Genomic DNA, 24,406 nt, shown 5'->3' with positions numbered 1-24,406 from the left:
TCAAACGCATTCTCCCCCAGCATTCTCGCAAGAACCGATGAGCCAGAACCCCTTTTCCGCCGATCCGGCCATCCGCCTAAGGCAGCAGCAACTTGCCGTTTCGGTGGGCAGCGCACTCGAGGGTGAAATCACCCGCCTCGTCACAGGCCGGAGGCGCGATCCGGCGCTGAACGAGGGCGCGGTGCTGCTCAAGCAAGAGGCAGACGCGCTGATCGCGCGCTACGGTCTCGCCGATGTTGAGGAGTTGATGCTGCTGGCGCTCGGTGCGGCCAAGAGTCTCGCCCGGCCGCCGATTTCGCAGTTCTTCGTTGGGGCGGTGGGGCTGGAGCAGGAGACCGGCAACCTGATTTTGGGCGGCAATCTCGAGTTTCCCGGCGTCCATCTCGGTTTCACAGTGCACGGCGAGGGGTTTGTGTTCACCCGGGCCTTTTCGCGCGGCACGACGATTGCAAAGATCGCCATTGGCGAGGCGCATCCCTGTGCGCATTGCCGGCAATATCTCTCCGAGTTCGCGGCAACGCGCGACCTGCTGCTGATCGATCCGCTGGGGCACCGGCTGACCATGGCGGAGCTTTATCCCTGGCCGTTCGATCCGGATTATCTCGGTGAGGCGGGGCTGGTGACGGGGGCTGTGCCGCAGCCCGAGCTGGCGTTTGGGGCCAACACGCTGGATGCAGGCGTGGCCGAGGCGTTGCTGAAGGCGGGACGGCGGGCGCATGCGCCCTATAGCAAATGTCCCGCAACGGTCGTGCTGTCGCTGAAGGACGGCGGTCGGGTCACGGGCGCGGCGATCGAGAGCGTGGCGTTCAACCCGACCATGGGACCGCTGCAGGCGGCGCTGATCGATCTGGTGGCGCATGGGTATGAGCCGGGCGATATCGCTGAGGCAACGCTCGGCGCGGTGACCGGCGGTGCGGTGGACTATGCGGCGAGTACGGGCGAACTTCTGGGCAAGTTGGCGCCTGGCGCGCCGCTGACGGTTTTGGGATGGGCATGATGCTGGATGCGGCGCGGGCGAGTTGGGACGAGGTTGAGGCGGCGATCAAGAAGGGGCTGATCGCGGTGCTGCCGGTGGGCGCCGTCGAGCAGCACGGCACGCACCTGCCGCTCTTGACCGACACGGTGCTGGCCACGGGCGTCGCCCGCCGGATTGCCGAGGGGTGCGGTGCGCTGCTGCTGCCCGCCATTGCCTATGGCGACGCGTGGACGGCGGAGGGCTGGGCCGGGACGCTGTCGCTGTCGCCGACGACGCTGCGCGCGGTGGTCGAGGATTTGGGGCGCGGGTTGCAGCGCATGGGGGTCAAGGGGCTGGTCACCATCAACGGCCATTTCGGCAATCGCGAACCGATCGCGCTCGCCGCACGGACGCTGAGCGAGATCGGGTTTCCGGTACTGCATCTCGACTATCCGCGGCTTGAGGCGCTGGCCGCCGAAGTGGTGGAGAGCGCGCCGGCGGGGCCGGGTTTTTATCACGCCGACGAGGTTGAGACCTCGATGATGCTGGCGCTGGCGCCTGACAGCGTGCGCATGGAGCGTGCCAAGGCGGAATATCCGGATTTCCCAGAGCTCTTCGGGGTGGAGCCGATGAAACTCTCCGCCTTCAATTCATCGGGCGTGTTTGGCGATCCGCGGCCGGCAAGTGCCGCAAAGGGCGAGCAGTTGATCGGGGGGATCGCGGCGGAGTCGCTGCGACTGGTACGGATTTGGCGGGAGACGCATAAATTATAGCACTCACCAAACGTCATCCCAGCGAAAGCTGGGACCCAACTCTCCGCCAGCGCTCAACGGGGCATGGGTCCCTGCTTTCGCAGGGATGACGACCGTGTGTGACGAGGCTTCCTGGACCACATCCGAATAGAGATACCATGACTGACCTCCCCTCCGACCTCCACATCACCGCCGCCGATGAGGTCAAGATCCGGCAGGACCTTCTGCTGGTGGCTTTGGGCAAACGCCCCGCCGACCGCATCCTCAGGGTTGGGCGGCTGTTCGATGTGCATTCGCGGCACTGGTTCGAGGACCAGGAGATCGTCATCAAGGGGCGCCGTATCGCCTGGGTCGGGCCGGCGGGTGCTTATACCGGGACGGCGGCCGAGCATGTGCATGAGCCAAGCCTTTCGGCGGTGCCGGGGTTTGGCGAGGTGCACAAGCATATCGAAAGCTCGCATCTGACGCCCGAATATGAAGCGGCGCTGGTGTTGCCGCGCGGCAATAGCTGGACTTGCGAGGCGAGCCACGAGTTCTCCAATGTCGATGGGCCGCACAATCTCGAACTGTGGTTCAAGGCGCGGGCTGCGGGCTCGCCGCTGAAGATCTTCCCGCAGCCGGGTTCCGCCGTGCCGCCTACAGCCTACGAATGGGGCGGCGGCTATTTCGGCCATGCCGAGCAGCAGGACTTTATGGCCAGGAGCCTGATGGTCACCGGGCTCGACGAGGTGATGGACTGGCCTGCGGTGTGGAACCCCGAAAACCCCTCGCACGGGCGGCTCTGGGGGATGATCGAGGCGACGTTTGCGGCGCGTGGCGTGGTCGAGGGCCATGCGGCCGGTTTGAGGGCGCTGCCCGAGATCAACGCCTTCGCGGCGGCGGGCATGGCCTCGGACCATGAAATGTTCACCGCCGAGGAGGCTTGGGACAAGCTGCGGCGCGGGCTCTTCATCGAAATCCGCATCCACACGATGACCGAGATCATCAAGGGGCTGCTGGACAAGGGCCTTGAGGACTGGAGCCAGGTGGCGTTTGCGACAGACGATCGCTCCTCGACCCTGACCCTCGATATTGGCGCTACCGACCACAATGTGCGCACCGCGATTGCAGCCGGGCTTTCGCCCGAGATCGCCATCCAGTGCGTCACCATCAATCCGGCGCGGCATATGCGACTGACGCCGTGGGTTGGGGCCATCGCACCGGGGCGCTATGCCGACATAGTATTGCTCGAGGATGTGCCCTCGCTGACGATCGCCAAGGTCTGGGCCGACGGGCGGCAGGTCTCTGAGGGGACGCGCTACCTGCCCGAGGTGCCGCAGATCGACTGGCCCGAATGGGCGCGGACCACCGTGAATATCCGCCGCGAGATCATTGCCGAGAATTTTGCCATCAAGGCCGCGCCGGGGCGTAGCACCATGCAGGCGGCGGTGATCCGGCCGTTCCACTGGCATCCGGAATTCTACACCGTCGAGATGCCGGTCGAAAATGGCGAGGTGCAGCGGTTGCCCTCTGAGACCATCACCAAGTTCGCCATCGTCGACCGCTTCTCCGGCGAGGGGAAGGTGTCGAAAATGTTCTGGCGCGGCTGCGGCCCGCGCGACGCCGACACCGCGCTCGCCTGCTCGGTGGCCCATGACAAGCACAATATCTGGGTCTGCGGCTCGTCCGATGCGGCGATGGCCAAGGCGGTCAATGCGCTCCGCGCGCAACAGGGCGGCTGGGCGCTGGTCCATGCCGGAGAGCTGGTCGCGACGGTGCGCTTCGAGATCGGTGGGCTGATGTCGCAGCGGCCGGCCGAAGCGGTGGCTGCCGATATGGCGGTGCTGCGCAATAAGGCTGAAAAGATCGACTGGATGTACGAGCCGACCTGGCATCCCCGCTGGCACCCGGGGTTCCCGGAGCGGCTGATGTTTGCCACGCTCACCTGCGCACCCTGGACCTGGGTGCTGGTCGCACCGTCTCCGCTGGCGCCGGAGGGTTTTGTGAACGTTGCGACGGGGGAGACGCATCCGGTTGTGTGGTGAGGGCATCGTGGCTCCGCGCGCCCCCTCCACCGGCTTCGGCAGTCCCCCTCCCCCGCTTCGCAGGGGAGGATCAGCGCCAACACCGCGCTCCTCTTGATCCTCCCCCGTTTACGGGGGAGGGGGACCAGGCGGAGCCTGGTGGAGGGGGCCGGCTCAACTCAAACTAAGAAAAGTGATCTATGAAACCGCTTTACTAAAGCGCTTGCACCGATCTAGCCTGACAGCCTGAGGGGAGAGGACATGGCGACGATACATGATGTGGCTCAGGATGCCGGCGTGTCGCCGACGACCGTGTCGCGCTATCTCAATAACCGTATCGAGCTGCCCGCAACCACCTCCGCCCGGATCGATGCTGCGATCCTTAAGCTCGATTACCGCCCCAACCTGCTCGCCAAGCGCCTCTCGACCGGCAAGAGCGAAGCGGTAGGGCTGGTGACGCCGGAAATCCGCGAGCCGTTCTTTGCCGAGCTCGCCTCGGCCTTCGAGGACGAGGCCGACCGGCACGGCTACACCGTGTTCATGAGTTCCACGCGCTCCAACCGCGATCGCGAGATCGCCTGCCTCGAACGCCTGCATGACCGGCATGTCGACGGGCTACTGATGATGACCAATACGCCCGATGACGGGACGCTCGCAAAACTGATCGGCACGCGCCGGAATGTGGTGCTGGTCGACGAAGACATCCCCGGCGTCAACGTCCCCCGCCTGTTCGTCGAAAATGAACAGGGCGCCCATGCCGCGACGCGTCACCTGATCGAGGCTGGACACAGCCGGATCGCCTATCTTGGGGGGCCGCGGGGCCTGCTGACCGTGGGCGAACGGCAGGCCGGCTTCACCCGCGCCATGACGGAGGCGGGCCTCACGGTCCGGCCCGACTATCTGGCGCTGGGCAGTTTCGCCCCGGATATGGCCCGCGCCGCCACAATGCGGTTCCTCGAGCTCGATGAGCCGCCCACCGCGATCTTTGCGTCATCGGATTATCTCGCCATCGGCGCCGTGACAGCGTTGCGGGATCGGTCAATAGGCATTCCCACCCAGATGTCGCTGATCGGCTTTGACGACATGCCGCTCGGTGCCTTGCTGACCCCGCCGCTGACCGCCATCCGGCAGCCGGTCGAAGCGCTTGGGCGGCAGGGCTTCCAGTTACTTCTCGCCCTGCTCAACGGCGAGCCAATCCCCATGCTGACCCGGTTGCCGGTGGAACTGATCCGCCGCCAGTCGGTCGGCACCCCCAGAACCGGTACATTGCAATAAGGAGTATCACCTTGGCCAAGCGCGTTTTGATCGCAGGAGAATCCTGGGTCACCCATTCGATCCACACCAAGGGGTTCGATAGCTTCACCACCACTGAGTACAATGAAGGCGTGCGCTGGCTGAAGGCGGCGCTCGAGCAGGGCGGCTGGGAAGTGACGTTCCTCCCCAATCACCTCGCGCCGCGCGAGTTCCCGCAGACCCCGGAAGCGCTGGCTGCCTATGACGTGGTGATGCTCTCCGACATCGGCGCCAACACGCTGCTGCTGCACCCTGACACGTTCGCCCGTTCGATCCCTTCGCCCAACCGGCTGGTGTCGATTCGCGAGTATGTGAAGAACGGCGGCGGGCTGGTGATGATCGGTGGCTACCTCACCTTCCAAGGCATCGAGGCCAAGGGCAAATATGCCGGCTCGCCCATCGAGGAGGTGCTGCCGGTGCAGCTCTATCACCACGACGACAGGGTGGAATCGCCGCAGGGCGTGACACCGCATGTTGGCGATCCGAGCCACCCGGTGGTGGCCGGACTCGATGGGGTCTGGCCGGATCTCCTCGGTTACAACGAAGTGCAGACCAAGCCCGAGGGCGAAGTGATCGTGCGCGTCGGTGGTGATCCGCTGATCGCGGTGGGCAATTTCGGCAAGGGCCGCTCGGTCGCTTTCACCTCCGATTGCGGTCCGCACTGGGCGCCGCCGCCGTTCTGCGACTGGGCCGGTTATGCACCGCTATGGAATAACATCGCCAACTGGGTGTCGGGCAAGTGAGCGAGGGGCCGGTCAAGGTCAAGCAGGCGCCGGACCCCTGGCAGCGCACCACCACCGCGAGCGGCTTTGCCGCCGACGAGGTGATCTCGGCACTGCAGAAATCGATCCGCCGCGGGCTGACCGAGAACGCACTGCTCCTCGGCTGGGAGATGTTTCTGACCAGCCCCGAGATGGAGGAAAAGCTCTGGGCCCGGCTCGGGGTGATTTCGGTCGAGGATGTCGGGATGGGTAACCCGCAGGCGCCCATCCTCACCGACACGCTCTACGGCATGCACCAGCGCTACCCGCGCCCCGAGCATGACCGGTTCCTGTTCGCCGCCCATGCCATCCGCGTCATGGCCGACGGCAAAAAGGACCGCACCACCGACGACATGGTCAACTGGGCCAAGCACTCCATGGCGTTCGGCGAGCGGCTGCCGGAGATCCCGGATTTTGCTGTCGACATGCACACGCTGCGCGGCGAAGAAATGGGCCGCGACTACCTTTACTTCATGGAGGAAGCCAGCAAGGTTTCACCTGAGGTTGAGGGCCGGAATGAAAAGTACCGGGAGTGGATTCTCGCGGCTTTGAAGGCGGGGAAGCTGAGCTAAACTGAGGGCGCCCGGCTCTGGGCGCCCCGCATCCCGGTGTCGTCCCTGCGAATGCAGGGACTTATGCCGCCGCTTGCGCGGGAGACGATTTGGGTCCCAGCTTTCGCTGGGATGACGTCCAATAAGAATGACGAACAAGGTGCGCAAAGCACCGGGACTTGGGAGACAAATCATGCGTGCGCCTGTTGCAGTGCTCGGGATATTTGTGGCCGACCTGGCGTTCCGGGCGCCGCGCCTGCCGGTGATGGGCGAGACCATCCTCGGCCAGGGGTTCAAGGATGGCCCGGGCGGCAAGGGCTCGAACCAGGCGATCGCGGCGGCGCGGGCCGGCGGCGATGCACGGATGATCACCCGCATCGGCCGTGACACGTTTGGCGAGATGGCGCAGAAGGCCTGGGCTGCCGATGGCATCGACACAAGTGCGGTCGTGATCGACGAGACGCTGCCGACGGGCGCAGCGTTCATTTTCGTTTCCACTGAAACCGGCAATAACGCCATCATCGTCGAGAGCGGTGCTGCAGCGAACCTCTCGCCCGCGGACGTGGCGGCGGCCGAACAGACCATCGTCACCTCAAAGGTGCTGATGACGCAGTTCGAGCAGCCGGTTCCGACCGCCATTGCCGGGCTGAAGCTGGCGCGCCAGCATGGGGTGACGACCATCCTCAACCCAGCACCGGCGGTGACGGTGCCCGACGAGATCTATGGGCTTTGTGACTATGTCACCCCCAACGAGACCGAGGCGGCAACGCTGACCGGCCTCAAGGTTGAGACCGAAGCCGATGCACTGCTGGCCGCCAAGGACTTCGTCCGCCGCGGCGCGCGCAATGCTTTGATTACGCTGGGGGAAAAAGGCGCGCTGCTCCATGGCGCGGTGGGCACCTTCATGGTGCCGGCGTTCAAAATCCCCAAGGTGGTCGACACTACGGGCGCAGGCGATGCCTTCAACGGCGGCTTTGCCGTGGCGCTGGCCGAAGGCATGTCGCCGGAAGCCGCCGTGCGGTTCGGCTGCGCCACAGCCGGGCTCTCGGTGCAAAAGCCGGGCACCGCGCCCTCCATGCCCAGCCGGGCAGAAATCGAAGCGCTGCTCGCCAGCCAACCCTGAGAGACACCATGCTCGACCGCCACAGCTTTCGCGGCATCTACGTCATCGTCGTTACCCCGTTTACCGCGAGCCATGAGCTCGACGAGCCGGCGCTGCGCCGCACTATGGAGTTCTGCCTTGCGGCGGGTGTCCATGGCGTCGTCGCCAATGCGCTGGCGAGCGAGGGCTTTTACCTGAGCGAGGCCGAGCGCCGCCGCGCGGCTGAAATCGTCGTTGGCGCAGCGGCGGGCAAGGTGCCCTCGATCATCGCGGTGTCGGCGCCGCATGCGAGCCTTGCCGTGCACCACGCGCGGCACGCCGAAAGCATCGGCGCTGATGCCATCATGGCGCTGCCGCCGCTGCTCCATCCGGCGAGCGTCAATGAGATCAAGGCCTACTACCGCGAGATTTCAGCCGCGACCTCGCTGCCGCTGGTGCTGCAGAATGCGCTGGTGCCGGGGGCGACGACGATGAGCGCGGCGCTGATCGCCGAGCTGGTGCACGAATTGCCTAATGCCCGCTTCGTCAAGGAAGAGTCGGGCTACCCGGCCCAGACCGTCGGCGACATCATCCGGCTCGCCGGGCATCGGCTGGAAGGCGTGATGGGCGGCAAGGCGGGGAAGACCTTCATGGAAGAGCTCCGCCACGGCGTTTCGGGTACCATGCCGGCCTGCGAGATCGCCGATGTGCATGTGGCGTTGTGGAACGCCATCGAGGCTGGAGATCATCAGAAGGCGCGCGGCATCTTCCAGCGCCTGCTGCCGCTGCTCGACCTTGAGGCCAGCTACGGCATGCCGCTGATGAAAGAGGTGCTGCACATGCGCGGCGTCATCGGCTCGACGGCAGTGCGCCAGACCGGTTTCCGGGCGCTCGACCAGGCGGCGCGCGAAGAGGCGCTGACCATCATGGACGACCTCGCCGAATTCATGCTCCCCGCCTACGCGCATCGCCGCTAGGCCAACTTCGAGAACAGCCAGATGACCGAACTGCAGCTTGGGCGGATCGAGAACGCCATCAACACCAACTCGGCCCCGACCGAACTCCGCATCACCGACATGCGGCTCGCGGTGGTGGCGGCGAACTATGACTACCCGATCCTCAGGATCGATACCAACCAGGGTATCTATGGGCTGGGCGAGGTGCGCGATGCCGGTCACGCCAGCAATGCACTGCAGTTCAAATCCATGCTGGTGGGGCAGAACCCCTGCAACGTCGACATGATCTTCCGCTCGATCAAGAAGTTCGGCAACTGGGGCCGCGAGGGCGGTGGGGTGTCGGGTATCGAGATCGCGCTCATGGACCTGATCGGCAAGGTCTATGGCGTGCCGTGCTACCAGCTGCTCGGCGGCAAATACCGCGACAAGGTGCGGCTCTATGGCGATACGCCGACGCCGGATAACCCGAGCCCCGATGATTTCGTGCGGGCGGTGCAGAGCCGGCGCGATCGCGGCCTCACCTTCATCAAGTTCGACCTGCGGCCGTCGCTGTTCGAAACCGGCGAGAACCCGCTGATCGGCCACGAGGCGCGCTTTGACTATAGTTACGAGGGCGGCCACCGTTGGCGCGCGCCGATGGCGGGGCGCGGCGTCAAGCTGACGCAAAAGAGCATCGAAGCGGCTGCCGAAGTGGTGGCAAATGTGCGCGAGTCGGTGGGGAGCGGCATCCAGCTCTGCGTCGACCATTTCGGCGAGGGCTATCTCAGCGCCGATGAGGTGATCCGGCTGGGCCACGCGCTCGAAAAGTACGACCTCGCCTGGATGGAAGATCCGGTGCCGTTCTTCGATACCCCGGCGCACAAGAAGGTCGCCGATGCGCTGCTGACCCCGATTGCCTCGGGCGAGAACCTCTATCTCCGCGAAGGTTTCCGCGAGGCCATCCGCACCCGGGCCTATGACATCCTCCACCCGGACCTCTTGAGTTCGGGCGGCTTGATGGAAACCAAGCGCATCGCCGACGATGGCGAGGACGAGGGGCTGCCGACGGCGCTCCACTGCGCCGGCTCGCCCATCGGCTTCATGGCCAATATCCATACCGCCGCGGCGATTTCGAGCTTCATCGCCTGCGAGCATCACGGTCTCGACCTGCCGTTCTGGGAGGGACTCGTGACCGGGCTCGATCCCAATTACATGGCCGATGGCTATGTCACGGTGCCGGAAAAGCCGGGGCTGGGAATTGATCTCAACCTTGAGGCGATCGAGGCGAATCTGCGCACGCCGGGGACGATGTTCCTCCCCACCGATGAGTGGAACACCCCCAAGCTCGGTTTCTGGCGTCCGGATGACCGCTGGCCCGAATAGCATCGGGGAGAGCTAAACTGTTGACGCACCAGCCGTAAATGTCACGGGTCAGCGGTTCTGCAAGCACCGTTTCACCGGGCTTTTGTAGTATTTACCCAGTCTTCAACTGTTAATGGGAACGTCGTGACTGATGTCAGGCGCGCAGGCGCGCCATGACCGTTTGTCACAGACCGTCTTCAGGACGGTGCGCCACCCGAACAGGAGTTCACCGTGGGGTTTTTCAACAAGCTGAAGATTGGCACCAAGGTCGCCATGGCGTCTGGCCTGGGTATTTTATTGGTGCTGGTGCTGCTTGGAGGCACGACGTTCTTTCTCAATGGTGCCAAGCTCTCAGTGCTGGAGGCGTCCGATCAGGCGGCGGCGGCCCATCTGTTGACTGGCGCCAATGAGGCGCTTCAGGCCATCGGCGTTGCCTCGCGTGATATCCGCCTGGCGCTCAAGCCCAAGCAGATTCCGGACTACGAAGCGGCGGCTGACAAGGAGCTCGGCGAAATCAACGACATGCTGACTGAGGCCGTCGGCTTGATGCAGCTCCCCGAAGATGTGGCGCGGGCACAGACGATTCTTGAACAGGCCAAGGCCTATCGCGCCGAAGTCGGCAAACTGGCGAAGCTCGTCTCCGATGAGCTTTCGATGGGTCTCGCAACCGGCGGGATATCGCTCAATCGGCAGAAGCTGATCGACTCCCTGCTGGCTACGTCCGACAAAACCCTGGCGCTGGCCGACGAGGGGGTGACTGCGGCCAATGCGCGGGCTGAAGAGGCGAAAGTCGCGGCTGACACAACCATCGACCAGGTCATCGTCGTCAATCTGATCCTGGGCGCCCTCGTGCTAATGGTCCTAGCCTTCTCCCTGTTCTTCATCCTTCGCGCCGTGGCAAAGCCGATCCGCGTCATTACCGGTAGCATGAACACGCTGGCCGAAGGCCATCTCGACGAGGCGATCCCCTATACGTCGCGGGGTGACGAGATTGGGGAGATGGCGGCGGCGGTGAAGGTGTTCCAGGTCAATGCCATCAAGGTGCGTGAACTGAACGATGCCGAAGCGATCCGCACCGGCCAGACCCGTGAACGCGCGGCGTCGATGACCCAGCTGATGGATGGGCTTGCCACCGCGGTGAATGCCGCCGTCGATGGTGACTTCACCCAGCGCATTGCCCTCTCGGTCCCCGATGAGGATTTGCAGGCCGTCGCCAAGAACGTCAACGACCTGCTTTCGACCGTAGATGCCGGGATCAGCGAGACCGGAGAGGTGCTGGCGGCACTCGCCCAGACCGATCTCACCATGCGCATGCAGGGCGAATATCGCGGGGCCTTCGCCAAGCTCAAGGCCGATACCAATGCCGTGGTCGATAACCTCTCGGACGTGGTGGGCCAGTTGCGGCATACTTCGGGTGGGCTCAAGACCGCGACTGGTGAGATCCTCGCCGGTGCCAACGATCTCGCCGAACGCACCACCAAGCAGGCGGCAGCGATCGAAGAGACCTCTGCTGCGATGGAACAGCTCAGCACCACGGTGATCGAGAACGCCAAGCGGGCCGAGCAGGCCTCCAGCAAGGCGCAGAACGTCTCCGATACCGCGGCGCTGACTGGCGAAGTGATGACCAAGTCGAATGCCGCCATGGAGCGGATCAGTTCGTCCTCCGCCAAGATCTCCAACATCATCGGGCTCATCGACGATATCGCCTTCCAGACCAACCTCCTCGCGCTCAACGCCTCGGTAGAAGCGGCGCGCGCCGGTGATGCGGGCAAGGGCTTTGCGGTGGTTGCCGTGGAAGTCCGCCGCCTCGCGCAGTCGGCAGCCAGCGCCTCATCTGAGGTCAAAGTGCTGATCGAGCAGTCTGCGGGTGAAGTGAGTTCAGGCAGCAAGCTGGTGGCAGAAGCCACCCAGAAGCTGATCGACATGCTGGGTTCGGTCAAGGAAAGCGCCGAGCTGATCAAGGACATCTCGAGCGCCAGCCGCGAACAGTCGAACGCCATCGCCGAAGTCTCGGGTGCGATCCGTCAGATGGACGAGATGACCCAGCACAATGCGGCTCTCGTCGAACAAACCAATGCCGCGATCGAGCAGACCGAGAGCCAGGCGAACGAACTCGACACCATCGTCGACCGCTTCGTGGTCGACCAGCACACCAGCCGCACCGCCACCCCGGCCCCGGCCGCGCGCCCGGCCGCTACTCCCCCTGCCACTGGCATCAAGGCGCTGCAGCAGAAGGTGAAGGCTGCAGCGAACTCCTATCTCTCCAAGGGCAACGCTGCGCTCAAGGAAGACTGGAACGAGTTCTGAGGCCAGCCAAACCTGCGAACATCAGAAGGCCGGTCCAATGGGGCCGGCCTTCTGCATTCTACTGGGTGGCAAGGGCGGGCTCGGCTGCAATGCGGTTAGCCCAGCGCTGGGCGATGATGGCGCAGACGAACAGCTGGATCTGATGGAACAGCATGATCGGCAAAATGATCAGGCTGACTGGCATGCCGACGAAGAGGATATTGGCCATCGGCACCCCGCTCGCCAGACTCTTGGTCGAGCCGCAAAACAGCAGCGTCATCCGGTCGGCATGCTTCAGCCCCACGAACCGTGACATCAGCCCCACGACGACCATGATCAGGGCCAGGAGCCCCGCATCGGCGGCAAACAGCAGCGCCAGCGCCCCGAGGTCGAGCTGCTGCCAGACACCCGCCACCATGCCCGCGCTGAAGGCGGAATAAACGATCAACAGGATCGAGCCGCGATCGACCACCAGGGTCACCCCTTTGTGGCGGCTGATCCACCCGCCCAGCCAGCGATGCAGCAATTGTCCGACGGCAAACGGCAACAGGATCTGCAGCGCAATGCTGCCGATGGCATCTGCATTGACCCCGCCGCCCTTGGTGTGGAGCAGCAGCGCCGCGAGTGCCGGGGTGAGGAACACACCGACAAGGTTGGAGACCGACGCCGCGCAGACCGAGGCCGGCACATTGCCATGCGCCATGCCGGTAAAGGCGATCGAGGAGTTGACCGTTGAGGGGAGCACGACGAGGAACAGCAGGCCCGTGGTGATCGAGGGCCCGAGGAACGGCGACAAGAGCAGCGCCAGCACCACCCCGATCACCGGGAAGGCGAGATAGGTGGTGAGGAACACCAGGCCCTGCAGGCGCCAGTTGGCGATGCCCGCCACCACGGCGGCGGTGTTGAGCCGCGCGCCATAAAGAAAGAACAACAGCGCCACGGCCCAGACCGAGATGGCTTTGACCCAAACTGCCGCATCGCCCGAGACCGGCAGCACGGTGGCCAGCAGCACCGTGCCGGCGAGCAGCAGCAGATAGGTGTCGATGCCGATTTTCTTGAGCCGGGCAACCAGGGACATCGCGCACTCCATACCAGCGGATGCCGCCAGCTTCAGCTCTCATTCGATAGCGCAGGACCGGCCGCCCCTCCAGCCCCGGAACGGGCCAAACCGTCTTCTCGGTGCGGTTGTCGACAATCTGGGCCTTGCAAAAATCGCCCTGCTTGATCTTGTGGACGGAGCGACCGCAAGAGCAGACCACAAGGCAGACTGACTATGACCAATCGGGTGAAGATCGGGGTGACGACCGGAGAGGTCATGACGGTTCTGGGACCGGTGCCGGTGGACGACATGGGCGTCACACTGATGCACGAGCATATCCTGCTCGATGGCAGCAAATCCTGGCAATGTCCCTGCCATCCCGACGAGCGCCATCTCGGCGAAATGCCGGTGAGCATGGAGATCATCGGCGAGCTGCGGATGAACCCCTATATGAACCGCGACAATCTCTCGCTCGACGATCCCGAGACGGCGCTGTCGGAACTGGCGCGCTACGAGGTGCTGGGCGGGCATACTGTGGTCGACCCCACCAATATCGGCATCGGCCGCGACCCCGAAAAACTCGCCGCAATCAGCCGTCGTTCGGGGCTGAAGATCGTAATGGGAGCTGGGTTCTATCTTGAGCGGACGCACCCCGATTGGCTCAAGGCCATGGATCTCGACGAGGTCACCGAATATCTCGTCAATGATGTGGGTGGCGGGGCGACCCAGCCGCCGATCCTTCCCGGCTTCATCGGCGAGGTGGGGATCAGCCGTGACTTCACTGACGAAGAGCGGAAGTCGCTCCGCGCGTCGGCGCGGGCGTCAAAGATCACCGGCGTGCCGCTCTCGATCCACCTGCCCGGCTGGGAGCGGCTGGCACATCAGGTGCTGGACGTGATCGAAGCCGAAGGCGCCGATTTGCGGCATACCATCCTCTGCCACATGAACCCGAGCCACGAGGACCTCGGCTACCAGAAGGCGCTGGCCGAGCGCGGCGCGTTCCTCGAATACGACATGATCGGCATGGACTACTATTATGCCGACCAGGATGCGCAGTCGCCATCGGACGAGCAGAACGCCACTGCCATCCGGTCGCTGGTCGATATGGGCCTCGTCGACCGGCTGCTGCTGTCGCAGGATGTGTTCCTGAAGATCATGCTCACCCGCTATGGCGGGTTTGGTTATGGCTATATCCTCAAACACTTCATCCCGCGGCTCGCGCGCCACGGCGTCGACCGGGCGGTCGTCGATCGCATGCTGATCGACAACCCGCGCACCTTCTTCAGGAAGACCATTGGAGCCTAGGCAGTGACGGTCTGGCTCTTCAACAACTCGGGCAGCACCTGCCGGGCGAACAGCGATGACGAGGGGCTAAGCCCGGTGGTCGGGCCGCGTAAATTGTCGAGCGCCTTCAGCGCATCGATCAGCAGCAGCGCGTCTTCCGCCTTCTGGTTCACCCGGTGTGCGCGATAGGCGGCGAGCAGCGCGGCGTGCTCGGGGGCGCTGAAGATCGCCGCATCGGTGCGATCCTTGAAAAAGATCGCGGCCGCGTGGTCGCGGATGGCGTGGTGATCAGCCTCTGTCATTAGGCCAAGCGCCTGCAGCTTTTCAAGCGTTGGCACCACATCGACCATGGGCTCGGTCAGCGGCGGATAGCCGAGTTCGGCCGGGCCGTGGGTCAGGGCCACCGCCGCATCGTCGTCCAGCGCGCCGCTGGCATAGGCATTGGCAACCACACCTATCGGCACCATGCCGTATGCAGCGCACTCTGCTGCCCGTAGCGCTCCCATCGAGGAGGAGCCCAGCATCGCAACGCCACTATCGAGGGCGTAGAGAATTTCCTTGTGCCACGGCGCCGCCACGGCGTCGAAATAGCCGTCGACAAGGCCAATCGCGGTTGCGCCGGCCAGCACAGCCTTGGCGATATCGCCCTGCATGGCGGGTGGATGGACGTAGAGCCCACTCATATCCGGGCTGACGCTCGCAATCGACGGGCCGATAAACAACACTTTCATCGGCCGAGCACCCGCAAGGCCCGGGGCCCCGGCACCCAGTTGATATTGGTCTCGCGGTCCTCAAGCACATCTGAGAGCGCACGGATCACCGAAATGCCATAGGGCGCGCCACCGAGCTCTGCCCAGGCGAGGTTGGCCACTGACCCGACGCGGTCTGCGAGGTGGGAAAGCAGTTCCGGCAAGGGCGTGCCGGTCTCGAGCCAGCTCGGGGCGCCGGCATCGCCCGCACGGGGCTCGGCGAGAAACAGCGTCGATTCATCGACACCTTCGAAATACTCGTCGGGGAGGAAGTCGTCTCGGCCACCTGCGATATTGGTGATCCGCGTCTGCGCCGCCTCGGTGATGGCGCGGGCGATAGCCCGTGACCCGACGGGGTGGCAGCCATAGCCGGCGGCCATGTCGAACATCCGCGCGCCGCCCATCGGGCGCTCGCGGACCACCGCCATTACGCAGGGAACGCCCAGATCGGTGGTCTGGTCGAAGAGGCGCAGTTCGAGCCCGGCAGCGCCGATGGCATCGCACATGGCGCGCACTTCCGGCTCGGTGATGGCCTCGGGCGCAAACTCGGTGGCCCGGCGCCGAGGGTTGTCCAAGAGCGACCAGAGCGAGGTCGCGTCGCGCTCGAGCAGCTCTGAGATGGCGTGAAACAGCGCTTCTTCGCGCGTATTGCCGGACGCGAGGCCGTTGGTGCTGCGGCTGATACTGGGAAGGTCTTCCGGTGTAGTGCCGATGGTGAGGGCGTCGGCGGGGAGGAAGATGGGCGTGCCACTGGGCCAGCTTTCACCCTCGAACCAGTGGATTGGGCGATCCGGTGGCAAATCCTCGGCCATCAGGTGCCGCACATCGGCACAAGCCGCACCGGCGCGCGCGAGATCGTCTGTTGTCGCGAGGCGGGTCGCAACACCGGGACGTTCGGCAATGGCGAATTCGGCCGCTTCCATGAGCGCGGAGGCCATGGCGCTGAAATCATCGACGCCCTTGCCCTGGCTGACGCTGAGGGTCAGCGCGGCGGGGCGGATGGCGGAAAAACAGGGAATGCCGACACGGTCGAGCCCGGTCTGCCGAGCAAGGCGTGTAATCCCGAGGGCGGCAAGGTGAGGCCGGAGCCGGGCAACAGTTAAATCGGCGGGAACACGGCGCTCGCCATGTTCCCACCAATCCTGGTCCGTCCCAGCGAGCGCGACGCTCACCAGTCCAGTGCTACTGACGATAGAACTTGCGGCTGGGGATCCGAGGCATCGCCGGCAGCGAGTCAGCGACGGCGGAACGCTGGTTGGCGTCCGAAACAGCCTGGGTATCAGCAGGGCGCAGGGCGGCGTCGTGGTCTACGAGAATGGGCGAAACGGTCATTGCGTTCATTTTGTGCCTCCTAAAAGCGCGACTAGGAGGCACATACGCGATTTAAAGATCAGTTAAGACCGAGTTGCAAAACCCGCCAATCTTAAAGCATCCAAGTAGTGCGCAGTATCAACTGAGTTTGGCTCAGGATAAAGGCTCGTCCACTTGTCGACCGTAAAGCTCGGATCGCGCTCTAGTGCACGCTCACGATAAAATGTCGCCGTTTCTACATTGTTATCCATGATCGCACAGGCTGCCATCAGTCGCAGTGCGAGGCCGGGCGAGCGCATGGCGGTCAAACGTCCAAGCGCTTCGCGGTAGCGACCGCGGAAGAAACTGACGGCGCCGCCGATCCAGTAATAGTCATCGGGTGCCAGCGGATTGAGCGACAGGGCGCGCGAAATCTTGGCCTCGGCATCCTCGTGCCGCGACAAGTGGGTCAGCACGTCGGCCTGGTCGGCGAGGAGGTCAGCATGGTTCGGCGCCAGCGCCTCGGCCGCCTCGTAGTGCGACAGCGCCGCATCGAGATTGTGGAGGTAGAGCGCCGAGTGGCCGATTTCGCGGAGGCTGCCGCTATCGGTGGGATCGTAGCGGTTGGCCCGCTGCGCCAGGTGCATCGCTTCGCTCAAGAGCGACCGGTCGGCACTGCCGCGTTCCAGCCATTCGAGCGTTTTGGTGCGTGCCAGCTGGCTGAGGGCGGGCACGAAATCGGGCGAGAGCTGCACCGAGCGGGTCAGCGATTTCTGTGCGCGCAAGAGCGAGGTCAGATCGCTCCGCTCACTGCGCTTCATTGCCAGCAGATAGTGAACGTAAGCGGAGGCGGCGCCGGTACGGCGGTATTTGAGGATTTCGCGCGTGCCGATCTGCCCGCAGATCTGGTCGACCAGAACGGCGCAGAGGCTGTAGTGGAGGCTCAGCAGCGTGCCTGAGCGCAATTCCACTTCGCTGCTATAAATGCTCTCACCCGTTCCGCCGGCCTGCACTTCGATGGTGAGCACAGAATAGGGGAGCGGCTTGTGACACATCACCAGTTCGGTGCGGACCACATAGTCGGCGGGAACCGTGTCACGGTCATCCGTACCCGCCTTGATCTGGGACGCCGTGAAGGGGGCGACCACTTCATAAAAGTGGCTGCGGCAGAGGGTGAGCGTCAGGTCGGTAACGAGCGAGCGGGCAATTTCGAGGTCTTGTGCGTCGGCAAGATGCGACGCATCAAGCGGCGGAATCACCAATAGTCGCGGAATGCCCGGCGCCTTGGCCTGTTCCCCTCGCGCTGCAGATGCACTCTGCAGAGTCTTCTGATCGTCTTCCGGCTCGCCCACGCAAAGTCCGTTCTTGACAAAATGCCGACCTGTTTACCGGCGTTGAGTCTACGCTAGATCACTCGCAAAGCTCCAGCAAGTAACAACGTGCTTTGGCCCTGAAATCACCAGTGGGAGGCAGCTGCGGCAAGGAATCGCATAGCAATAAACACTTGGATCGGGTGTTTAGTCTTGCAGTTATGCGCGTAGAAGCGGGCAGGCCGGCGGCCGATGGTGCGCCCCGCCAGCGCACGTCGATCGCCTGTCGGACGCGGCGGAACTGAGCGATCGCCGCCCGAAATCGAACCAATAAAGCGGCGCGATCAGGTGCGGTGGGTTCAAGCGTTGGGGTTCCAGAGATAGGCCAAAGAGCGATACCAGGGCCAATCGCGGACGAGGCGGAAGCCGAGATTGTCGGGCGGGGTGCCGGACGAGCAGCCGCCGGCGAGCGCGTCGCGGATAAAGCCACTGACGGCGGTGCGGTGCCGGCCTTCGAGATAGCGCACGCCGCAGGAGTCGAGATGGCCGACTGTTGCGCCTGCGGCGTCGAAGCTGGTGCGGCTGCCACAGGTTGTGGTCCATTCCCAGACCGTGCCGGCGAGGTCGGCGACGCCGAATTCATTGGTACCGAAGCTGCCGAGCGGCTGGGGTGCGGCCAGCGCATTGGCGCCGAGCGCGGCCTCTTTCTCATAGAGCGCGAGCCAGCGATCGGCTGGGTTGGTGGCGTCGGTGCTCCTCGTCAGTGCAGGGTCGCTGGCTTTGGAGCCAGCGGCGAAGGTCCATTCGGCGACGGTGGGCAGGCGCCAGGTCTGGCCGGTCTGCGCCGAGAGCCAGGTCGCATAGGCAGTCGCATCGCCGAAGTTGACGCCAGTGACAGGGACGTTGCCCTTGCTGTGGCGGCGGGGTTCGGCGGCAAGGCAGGCCGCAAACGCGACGCAGCGGGCGTAGTCGGCGGCGCTGACGGGGTAGGTCATGATGTCGAGCGGGTGGGCGGGCGTTTCGCTGACCAGCGGGCCATCAACAGGGATGCCATCGCGAAGGAAATCGCCGGTGAGGCGGTAGCTGTAGGCGTGGGCGGGGATGGTGGTGACGGCGGGCGCAAGTTCGGGACTGGTGGGCTGGAGGGCCTGCCATATGCCAGTCTGGACGCCGAGCAGGGCGACAAGGCCGCCAAGCAGCAGCGCGGGAAGCAGCAAGTCGAGCGGCCGGATGGCGGAAGTCGCCAGGGGCATTGAGGCCTCCTTGAGAGCACGGCGGCCCGCCTGAGCGGGCCACCAGGTTCCGTGATGCGTCAGGCGATCGGGCCGGGCGCAGCGACCTGGGTCATCAGGTCGGGATCCCACTCGCCTTCGACCTTGAAGTGTGCGGTGGCACCCAGTTCCACAGCCTCGATCAAGTTATGGTTGACATAGGCGTATATGCCCGGCTGCAGGAACCGGTAGGAGGCAACGCCTGCCGAACCGCCGGCGATGAACCAGGTCTCGAGGTCGACATCGGGTGCATTGGCGAACTTGCCGCCGGGCCAGACATTGTCGCCATGGCCGCCGATCAGGTGCGGGCGGGTGTCACGGTTGGCCTGCGAGTGGACGATCAGGACAGTTTCGCCGACCTTGGCCTTCAGCGCATTCTCGCCGGTGAGTGCACCGACGGCGCCGTTGAAGACTTCGTGGGTGGGCACGAGGCCGAGCATGACGGCCCGCATGTCCTCGTAGCCATCCGACGGGGAGTCGTAGGTCTTGAAGTCGCCGTTCTCGTCGCGGGGAATATAGAAATCCTGTTCGCCGACATAGTAGATGCGGTCATAGACCAGTGGCTTGCCAGCAGCGTCGGTGAGGCCGTTGCGCGGCAGAACCAGGATGGCGCCGTTCATGCCCGAGACGACGTGCCACGGGATCATCGCGCCACCGGGGGCGCAGTGGTAGACGAAGGCGCCGGCGCGGGTGGCGCGGAAGCGCAGCACAACCTGCTCGCCGGGATTGATCAGCGTCAGCCCGCCGCCACCGAGCGCGCCCGTCGAGGCGTGGAAATCGATGTTGTGCTGCAGCGTGTTGGTTTCGGGGTTGATGAGCGTCAGCTCGACATAGTCGTCCTGGTGCACCACCATGATCGGGCCGGGAACACTGCCGTTATAGGTGAGAGCCTGCACGGTCGTGCCGTAGTCATCGATGACCAGCGATTTCTCCTCGATGGTCATGGTGAACTGTATGACCTTTGGGCCGCCGACGGCGACCTGGTCGTGCGGGTGGACGAAGGGCGGCGCGACGAGATCAACCTTCACGCGCGGGAGGCTCGCGAGATCCGGAGCGGGGCCGGCAGTTGGCGCCGCTTCTTCTGCTTGTGCGGGGACACTCGCTAGAGCTGCACCCATGGCGCCGACAATAGCGGCCCCCGCAAGCAGCGTCCTGCGCGATACGGTGATGGCCTTGGCGGCGTCCATTTTGTTTCTCCTTGGTGTGCTCGCGAACGATCAGTCGTCCGGTGCTGATGGTGCATAGAGCGATGACGCAGGGTGCTCTTTGCGATGGCGCAAACGCGGAGCGCTTTGCTGATCTGCCTGCCAGCGCAATCGCTCCGCTGTTTGAGCCGCATCAAAGAGCGGCACGGGTGAAAGGCGCACATCACCGGCCATCAGACTGGCGTGTGCTGGTCCACCAATCAGGAGATGACGATGAAAATGCTCAGGGTCCTTGCGGCAGCAGCATTGGTTTTGATGGCAGCACCGGCGATGGCCGCCAATTTCGAGGTGCAGATGCTCAACAAGGGCGCCGATGGCGCCATGGTGTTCGAGCCCGCGCTGACCAAAGTGGCAGTTGGCGACACGGTGACGTTCATCCCCACCGACAAGAGCCACAATGTCGAAACCATCAAGGGCATGCTTCCGGATGGTGCCGAGCCTACCAAGGGCAAGGCCAGCGAAGAGACGGTGATCACCTTCACGGTGCCAGGCGCCTACGGCTTCAAATGCGCCCCACACTATACCATGGGCATGGTGGCCCTGGTGATCGTCGGCGATGCGCCGGCCAACCTGGACGCGGTCAAGGCGGTGAAAAATCCCAAGCCGGCGCAGGCCCGGTTCGACGCCGCGTTTGCACTGCTCGCGGCGCAGTGATTGACGGCTGGCGCTTCCGGAGCCCCAAGCTCCGCTAGCGCCGCAACCCATTTTCCGAGGAGGCGAACGAGATGAAGAAGCGAACTGTATTGGCAGGGTTAACTGCACTGGCGGTGCTCGGAATAACCGGGGTGGCATCAGCAGCCAATTTTGAGGTGCTGATGCTCAACAAGGGGACGGATGGGCGATCGATGGGCTTTTCCCCGTCGTTCCTCCAGGTTGAGCCGGGCGACACGGTGACCTTCATTCCGGTCGACAAGGGGCACAATGCCGAGACGATCCTCGACATGATCCCCGCCGATGCGGAGACGTGGAAGGGCAAGACCAACGAGCAGTTCACCGTCACGCTAACCGTGAAAGGGCTCTACGGGTTCAAGTGCTTTCCGCATTTCAACATGGGCATGGTTGGTCTGATCCAGGTGGGGAACGATCGCTCGAACCTCAACGACCTGATGAATGTGCGCCTGCCCGGCAAGGCACAGGCGCGGATGATGGAGCTTTACGCCAAGACCTCGCCGCGCCGTTGAGGGCGGACTGACTGCAGAACGGGGGCAGCGCGATGCACGCGCGGCCCCCGTTTGCGTTGTTGCCACGACGGACCGGGAGCCTGTAGCAAGGTGCAGGCTGCAAGGGGGGCGTGGCGTGTCGGGCAGGATCAATCGAGCGCTGGTGCAATCTCTGCCGCTTTTTGCGTCAATGGGGGCCGATGAACTTGACGACATTCTGAGCTCGGCTGCGAGCCTCAGATATGACGCCGGCGGCGCCGTGTTCGAGCAGGGTGAAACGGCGGACCGGTTCTTCGTCTTGCTTAACGGCAAGCTGCGAGTGACGCAGGTGACCGCCGAGGGCCAGCAGGTGATCGTGCGGATGGTGGTTCCGGGTGATCTGTTCGGCATCGCCAAGGCGCTCAGGCGTCCGGACTATCCCGGAACGGCAACGGCGATGGTCGAAAGTCTCACGCTGGCGTGGCCGATGGCGCTGTGGGACGTGTTCATGAAGAGCCACCCCGCGCTGGCGGTGAATGCGATCCAAACCATGGGTAGCCGATTGCAGGAGGCGCAGGCGCGGATCCGGGAGATGGCGACCGAAGAGGTGGAGCGCCGGGTCGCCCACACAGTGCTGCGGCTGGGCCACCAATCGGGCAAGAAAGAGCTGGGCGGGATCCGTATCGATTTTCCGGTCTCAAAGCAGGACATTGCCGAAATGAGTGGCACGACCCTTCACACCGTGTCCCGTATCCTGACGGCCTGGGAGGCCGCTGGACTGGTGGAAGGCGGGCGGCAGAAGCTGCTGCTGCGCGAGCCGCACAAGCTGCTGCTGATCGCCGACGGAATAACGCCCGGACTGCTATAGCCGACCTGTCGCCTCCAGGATGGCCGCAAACAGCAGTTTCGCATCAAGCTGATGCTCGGCAGCGGCCTCGGCAAGGGTATGGAAGATGGAAATCGGGCACCCTACGCAGTGCATGTCGAGAGCAATGAATACTCGAATGGTGCCTGGCCAGCGGGCCATGATCTCGGCTACCGGCAGATTGTCGATCGAGTGCGTCACCATGTTCGGCGCCTCACTTTCTGCCAGCAACGATAGTGCGGGCAACGCACAAGCTCGTTGAGCCAGGGCAAAGACCACGGCAATGGTGCGGGACAACGGGCACCGCCTGCCTCGACCCATTGTGGAGACTCCTGCTCGCGGTGGCCGCCCTGTGCTTCCTGCGCGGCCAAGCCATGCAGGCGGTGCTATTGAGTTCCCTGGCTCAGCGAGGGTAACTCAGCAGATGCTGCATGAAGACCTGTCCATTCTGGTGATCGACGAGAATCGCATTCGAGCCTCGATCATCGAGGAGGGGCTGCATGAGGCTGGCCATCGACGAGTCACGGTCTTGCATGACATAAATGCGGTGGCCCGGGTGATCGAACAGTCGATGCCCGATGTGGTCGTCATCGATCTCGAAAACCCCAATCGCGATCGTCTCGAGCACTTCTTCTCACTCAGTCGCGCCCTGCGCCGCCCGATCGCGATGTTCGTTGATCGCTCGGATGCTGCGGCTATTGCGGCGTCAGTTGAGGCGGGCGTTTCGGCCTATGTGGTGGATGGACTGAAAAAGGAGCGGGTGAAATCGATCCTCGACATGGCCGTCATCCGGTTCAATGCGTTCGCCCGGCTGTCGCGGGAACTGGAAGCCGCACGCGGTGAACTTGAGGACCGGCGCATCATCGATGCGGCCAAGGCAATCCTGTTGAAGACGCGCGGGCTGGCCGAGGCAGACGCCTACGCGCTGCTGCGCCGCACTGCGATGAACCAGAACCGCAAGCTCGTCGATATTGCCCAGAGCCTTGTGACCGCAGCCAGTCTGATGGAGCCCTAGAACCGCCATGGCCCCCACACACGAGATCACTGCCGGATTCCTACCGCTGCTCGACAGCATGCTGCTGATCATTGCCCGCGAGCGCGGCTTTGCCGAGGCCGAAGGCATTGCCCTGACGCTGACCCGCGAAACCTCCTGGGCCAATATTCGCGACCGGGTGGCGGTTGGCCATTTCGACGTCGCCCATATGCTGGCGCCCATGCCGATCGCCTCCGCACTTGGGTTGACACCTATCGCGACGGCAGTGATCGCGCCGATGGCGCTGGGGCTTGGTGGCAACGCGGTTACCGTGAGCATGCCGCTATGGGAGCGCCTCGCCGAATACGGCGCCAGCGCCGATTTCGATGCGCGCTCCACCGGCGCGGCGCTTGCCAAGGTGGTGGCGGCGGGTGGCAAGAAGCTGACGTTTGGCGTTGTGCACCCCTATTCGGGCCACAACTACGAGTTGCGCTATTGGCTGCGGGGCAGCGGCATCGATCCGGATCAGGATGTCGAGATCGTCGTATTGCCGCCGGCGCTTCTGCCAGACGCGCTTTCCGCCGGTGCCATCGATGGCTATTGCGTCGGCGAGCCCTGGAGCTCGGTGGGTGTCGAAACCGGTAAAGCCAGGATCGCCACGGTCAAGGCAGCGATATGGCGCTCAAGCCCGGAAAAGGTCCTCGGCGCCAGCGAGCGCTGGGCCGCCCACAATGCCGAGCCGCTCTCAGCGCTGCTGCGGGCGCTCTATCGCGCCTCCGAGTGGAGCGAGAACCCGGAAAACCATTGGGACGCTGCGACGATCCTCGCGCGCCCGGCCTATCTGGGGCTACCGGCCACCCTGTTGGAGCGCGGGCTGTCTGGACGTCTCGCGGCGGGTGGCGGCACCGAATTGCTCGTCGAGGACTTTTTCATCCCGCACGCCCGTGCCGCGACCTTCCCCTGGAGCAGTCACGCGCTGTGGTTCTACACCCAGATGGTGCGGTGGGGGCATGTCGAGCACAGCGCCGACAACGCCGACCGCGCCGCGGCGAGCTATCGCCCGGATCTCTATCGAGCCGCGATCGCGCCGCTGGGCGTGGCCGTACCGTCCGCTAACGCCAAGGTTGAAGGCGCGTTGCTGCGGCCAACTCCGGTCGGCGTGATGCGCGGCACGCTCAGCCTCGGTCCGGATGGATTCTTTGACGAGCAGGTATTCGACCCACTGCTGATCGACGCCTATATCGCTGCGCAACGCAGCGCCTAAGCCGGTCTGTGCAGACAATAGGCAAGAACTGGTATTGC

General features: G+C 64.2%; 24 protein-coding genes. 16 read left to right on the top strand and 8 right to left on the bottom strand.

The window, feature by feature from the left end:
- The first annotated feature begins 37 nt into the window (after positions 1 to 37).
- The 10 genes from ACO06J_RS16090 to ACO06J_RS16045 all read left to right on the top strand — a co-directional run bounded on the left by ACO06J_RS16090 (position 38) and on the right by ACO06J_RS16045 (position 12,000).
- Positions 38 to 997, top strand: a complete 960-nt coding sequence (locus tag ACO06J_RS16090; RefSeq protein ID WP_421761727.1) for a hypothetical protein — start codon at positions 38 to 40, stop codon at positions 995 to 997.
- Entirely contained in the window at positions 988 to 1,728 is a 741-nt protein-coding gene (locus ACO06J_RS16085) for a creatininase family protein (protein WP_421761726.1), read from the top strand. Before ACO06J_RS16090 ends, ACO06J_RS16085 begins: the two co-directional genes overlap by 10 nt.
- Positions 1,729 to 1,865: 137 nt before the next feature.
- Positions 1,866 to 3,731 carry an adenine deaminase gene (locus ACO06J_RS16080; RefSeq protein ID WP_421761725.1) on the top strand — a complete coding sequence of 622 codons (1,866 nt, stop codon included), beginning with the start codon at positions 1,866 to 1,868 and terminating at the stop codon, positions 3,729 to 3,731.
- A gap of 240 nt (positions 3,732 to 3,971) precedes the next feature.
- Positions 3,972 to 4,985, top strand: coding sequence for a LacI family DNA-binding transcriptional regulator (locus tag ACO06J_RS16075; protein WP_421761724.1), 1,014 nt, complete (start codon positions 3,972 to 3,974; stop codon positions 4,983 to 4,985).
- A 5-nt stretch (positions 4,986 to 4,990) separates the two neighbouring features.
- Entirely contained in the window at positions 4,991 to 5,746 is a 756-nt protein-coding gene (locus ACO06J_RS16070; protein ID WP_421762528.1) for a glutamine amidotransferase, read from the top strand.
- Entirely contained in the window at positions 5,743 to 6,336 is a 594-nt protein-coding gene (locus ACO06J_RS16065; protein ID WP_421761723.1) for an AAA family ATPase, read from the top strand. The genes ACO06J_RS16070 and ACO06J_RS16065 overlap by 4 nt, the downstream gene beginning before the upstream one ends.
- Positions 6,337 to 6,508: 172 nt before the next feature.
- On the top strand, positions 6,509 to 7,438 hold the full coding sequence (gene rbsK, locus ACO06J_RS16060; protein ID WP_421761722.1) for a ribokinase: 930 nt from the start codon (positions 6,509 to 6,511) through the stop codon (positions 7,436 to 7,438).
- An 8-nt stretch (positions 7,439 to 7,446) separates the two neighbouring features.
- Complete coding sequence (locus ACO06J_RS16055) at positions 7,447 to 8,373, top strand: dihydrodipicolinate synthase family protein (protein WP_421761721.1); 927 nt, start codon at positions 7,447 to 7,449, stop codon at positions 8,371 to 8,373.
- 21 nt (positions 8,374 to 8,394) lie between these two features.
- Positions 8,395 to 9,714: a mandelate racemase/muconate lactonizing enzyme family protein gene (locus ACO06J_RS16050; protein ID WP_421761720.1), complete on the top strand. Its 1,320-nt coding sequence runs from the start codon at positions 8,395 to 8,397 to the stop codon at positions 9,712 to 9,714.
- Positions 9,715 to 9,924: 210 nt separating this feature from the next.
- A complete protein-coding gene (locus ACO06J_RS16045) occupies positions 9,925 to 12,000 on the top strand; it encodes a methyl-accepting chemotaxis protein (RefSeq protein WP_421761719.1) in 2,076 nt (691 codons plus the stop codon).
- A 58-nt stretch (positions 12,001 to 12,058) separates the two neighbouring features.
- Here the strand turns inward: ACO06J_RS16045 and ACO06J_RS16040 are convergent, their stop codons facing one another.
- Complete coding sequence (locus ACO06J_RS16040; protein WP_421761718.1) at positions 12,059 to 13,057, bottom strand: bile acid:sodium symporter family protein; 999 nt, start codon at positions 13,055 to 13,057, stop codon at positions 12,059 to 12,061.
- A 195-nt stretch (positions 13,058 to 13,252) separates the two neighbouring features.
- Between ACO06J_RS16040 and ACO06J_RS16035 the strand changes: the two genes are divergently transcribed.
- Positions 13,253 to 14,323 carry a phosphotriesterase family protein gene (locus ACO06J_RS16035; RefSeq protein WP_421761717.1) on the top strand — a complete coding sequence of 357 codons (1,071 nt, stop codon included), beginning with the start codon at positions 13,253 to 13,255 and terminating at the stop codon, positions 14,321 to 14,323.
- On the opposite strand, the gene ACO06J_RS16030 is transcribed toward ACO06J_RS16035, so the two are convergent.
- The 6 genes from ACO06J_RS16030 to nirK all read right to left on the bottom strand — a co-directional run bounded on the left by ACO06J_RS16030 (position 14,320) and on the right by nirK (position 20,109).
- Positions 14,320 to 15,033 (bottom strand): TfuA-like protein, encoded by a 714-nt coding sequence (locus tag ACO06J_RS16030; RefSeq protein ID WP_421761716.1) that lies wholly within the window; start codon positions 15,031 to 15,033, stop codon positions 14,320 to 14,322. The genes ACO06J_RS16035 and ACO06J_RS16030 overlap by 4 nt on opposite strands.
- Positions 15,030 to 16,223 carry a YcaO-like family protein gene (locus ACO06J_RS16025; protein WP_421761715.1) on the bottom strand — a complete coding sequence of 398 codons (1,194 nt, stop codon included), beginning with the start codon at positions 16,221 to 16,223 and terminating at the stop codon, positions 15,030 to 15,032. The genes ACO06J_RS16030 and ACO06J_RS16025 overlap by 4 nt, the downstream gene beginning before the upstream one ends.
- A gap of 10 nt (positions 16,224 to 16,233) precedes the next feature.
- Positions 16,234 to 16,392, bottom strand: coding sequence for a hypothetical protein (locus ACO06J_RS16020; RefSeq protein ID WP_421761714.1), 159 nt, complete (start codon positions 16,390 to 16,392; stop codon positions 16,234 to 16,236).
- Positions 16,393 to 16,445: 53 nt separating this feature from the next.
- On the bottom strand, positions 16,446 to 17,693 hold the full coding sequence (locus ACO06J_RS16015; RefSeq protein ID WP_421761713.1) for a hypothetical protein: 1,248 nt from the start codon (positions 17,691 to 17,693) through the stop codon (positions 16,446 to 16,448).
- 317 nt (positions 17,694 to 18,010) lie between these two features.
- Positions 18,011 to 18,904, bottom strand: coding sequence for an SUMF1/EgtB/PvdO family nonheme iron enzyme (locus tag ACO06J_RS16010; protein WP_421761712.1), 894 nt, complete (start codon positions 18,902 to 18,904; stop codon positions 18,011 to 18,013).
- Between the two features lie 59 nt (positions 18,905 to 18,963).
- Positions 18,964 to 20,109, bottom strand: a complete 1,146-nt coding sequence (gene nirK, locus ACO06J_RS16005) for a copper-containing nitrite reductase (protein ID WP_421761711.1) — start codon at positions 20,107 to 20,109, stop codon at positions 18,964 to 18,966.
- A gap of 225 nt (positions 20,110 to 20,334) precedes the next feature.
- Here nirK and ACO06J_RS16000 point away from each other — a divergent pair, with 225 nt between their 5' ends.
- The 3 genes from ACO06J_RS16000 to ACO06J_RS15990 all read left to right on the top strand — a co-directional run bounded on the left by ACO06J_RS16000 (position 20,335) and on the right by ACO06J_RS15990 (position 22,134).
- Positions 20,335 to 20,781, top strand: a complete 447-nt coding sequence (locus tag ACO06J_RS16000; protein WP_421761710.1) for a pseudoazurin — start codon at positions 20,335 to 20,337, stop codon at positions 20,779 to 20,781.
- 71 nt (positions 20,782 to 20,852) lie between these two features.
- Positions 20,853 to 21,308 (top strand): pseudoazurin, encoded by a 456-nt coding sequence (locus tag ACO06J_RS15995; RefSeq protein ID WP_421761709.1) that lies wholly within the window; start codon positions 20,853 to 20,855, stop codon positions 21,306 to 21,308.
- A 169-nt stretch (positions 21,309 to 21,477) separates the two neighbouring features.
- Positions 21,478 to 22,134 (top strand): Crp/Fnr family transcriptional regulator, encoded by a 657-nt coding sequence (locus ACO06J_RS15990; RefSeq protein WP_421762527.1) that lies wholly within the window; start codon positions 21,478 to 21,480, stop codon positions 22,132 to 22,134.
- Here ACO06J_RS15990 and ACO06J_RS15985 read toward each other — a convergent pair.
- Positions 22,129 to 22,428, bottom strand: coding sequence for a DUF1858 domain-containing protein (locus ACO06J_RS15985; RefSeq protein ID WP_421761708.1), 300 nt, complete (start codon positions 22,426 to 22,428; stop codon positions 22,129 to 22,131). The genes ACO06J_RS15990 and ACO06J_RS15985 overlap by 6 nt on opposite strands.
- A 127-nt stretch (positions 22,429 to 22,555) precedes the next feature.
- Here ACO06J_RS15985 and ACO06J_RS15980 point away from each other — a divergent pair, with 127 nt between their 5' ends.
- Positions 22,556 to 23,146, top strand: a complete 591-nt coding sequence (locus ACO06J_RS15980; protein WP_421761707.1) for an ANTAR domain-containing response regulator — start codon at positions 22,556 to 22,558, stop codon at positions 23,144 to 23,146.
- A 7-nt stretch (positions 23,147 to 23,153) separates the two neighbouring features.
- Positions 23,154 to 24,368 carry a CmpA/NrtA family ABC transporter substrate-binding protein gene (locus tag ACO06J_RS15975; RefSeq protein ID WP_421761706.1) on the top strand — a complete coding sequence of 405 codons (1,215 nt, stop codon included), beginning with the start codon at positions 23,154 to 23,156 and terminating at the stop codon, positions 24,366 to 24,368.
- The last annotated feature ends 38 nt before the right edge of the window (positions 24,369 to 24,406 follow it).

Origin of the sequence: Devosia sp., from assembly GCF_965229025.1 — a bacterium.
Taxonomy (GTDB): Bacteria; Pseudomonadota; Alphaproteobacteria; order Rhizobiales; family Devosiaceae; genus Devosia_A.
This window is presented reverse-complemented; position numbering and strand designations above follow the sequence as displayed.

Coding starts and splice junctions, on each gene's coding strand:
- ACO06J_RS16090 (WP_421761727.1), top strand. CDS start 38: ATGAGCCAGAACCCCTTTTCCGCCGATCCGGCCATCCGCCTAAGGCAG.
- ACO06J_RS16085 (WP_421761726.1), top strand. CDS start 988: ATGGGCATGATGCTGGATGCGGCGCGGGCGAGTTGGGACGAGGTTGAG.
- ACO06J_RS16080 (WP_421761725.1), top strand. CDS start 1,866: ATGACTGACCTCCCCTCCGACCTCCACATCACCGCCGCCGATGAGGTC.
- ACO06J_RS16075 (WP_421761724.1), top strand. CDS start 3,972: ATGGCGACGATACATGATGTGGCTCAGGATGCCGGCGTGTCGCCGACG.
- rbsK (WP_421761722.1), top strand. CDS start 6,509: ATGCGTGCGCCTGTTGCAGTGCTCGGGATATTTGTGGCCGACCTGGCG.
- ACO06J_RS16055 (WP_421761721.1), top strand. CDS start 7,447: ATGCTCGACCGCCACAGCTTTCGCGGCATCTACGTCATCGTCGTTACC.
- ACO06J_RS16050 (WP_421761720.1), top strand. CDS start 8,395: ATGACCGAACTGCAGCTTGGGCGGATCGAGAACGCCATCAACACCAAC.
- ACO06J_RS16040 (WP_421761718.1), bottom strand. CDS start 13,057: ATGTCCCTGGTTGCCCGGCTCAAGAAAATCGGCATCGACACCTATCTG.
- ACO06J_RS16035 (WP_421761717.1), top strand. CDS start 13,253: ATGACCAATCGGGTGAAGATCGGGGTGACGACCGGAGAGGTCATGACG.
- ACO06J_RS16030 (WP_421761716.1), bottom strand. CDS start 15,033: ATGAAAGTGTTGTTTATCGGCCCGTCGATTGCGAGCGTCAGCCCGGAT.
- ACO06J_RS16020 (WP_421761714.1), bottom strand. CDS start 16,392: ATGAACGCAATGACCGTTTCGCCCATTCTCGTAGACCACGACGCCGCC.
- ACO06J_RS16010 (WP_421761712.1), bottom strand. CDS start 18,904: ATGCCCCTGGCGACTTCCGCCATCCGGCCGCTCGACTTGCTGCTTCCC.
- nirK (WP_421761711.1), bottom strand. CDS start 20,109: ATGGACGCCGCCAAGGCCATCACCGTATCGCGCAGGACGCTGCTTGCG.
- ACO06J_RS16000 (WP_421761710.1), top strand. CDS start 20,335: ATGACGATGAAAATGCTCAGGGTCCTTGCGGCAGCAGCATTGGTTTTG.
- ACO06J_RS15995 (WP_421761709.1), top strand. CDS start 20,853: ATGAAGAAGCGAACTGTATTGGCAGGGTTAACTGCACTGGCGGTGCTC.
- ACO06J_RS15990 (WP_421762527.1), top strand. CDS start 21,478: ATGGGGGCCGATGAACTTGACGACATTCTGAGCTCGGCTGCGAGCCTC.
- ACO06J_RS15980 (WP_421761707.1), top strand. CDS start 22,556: ATGCTGCATGAAGACCTGTCCATTCTGGTGATCGACGAGAATCGCATT.
- ACO06J_RS15975 (WP_421761706.1), top strand. CDS start 23,154: ATGGCCCCCACACACGAGATCACTGCCGGATTCCTACCGCTGCTCGAC.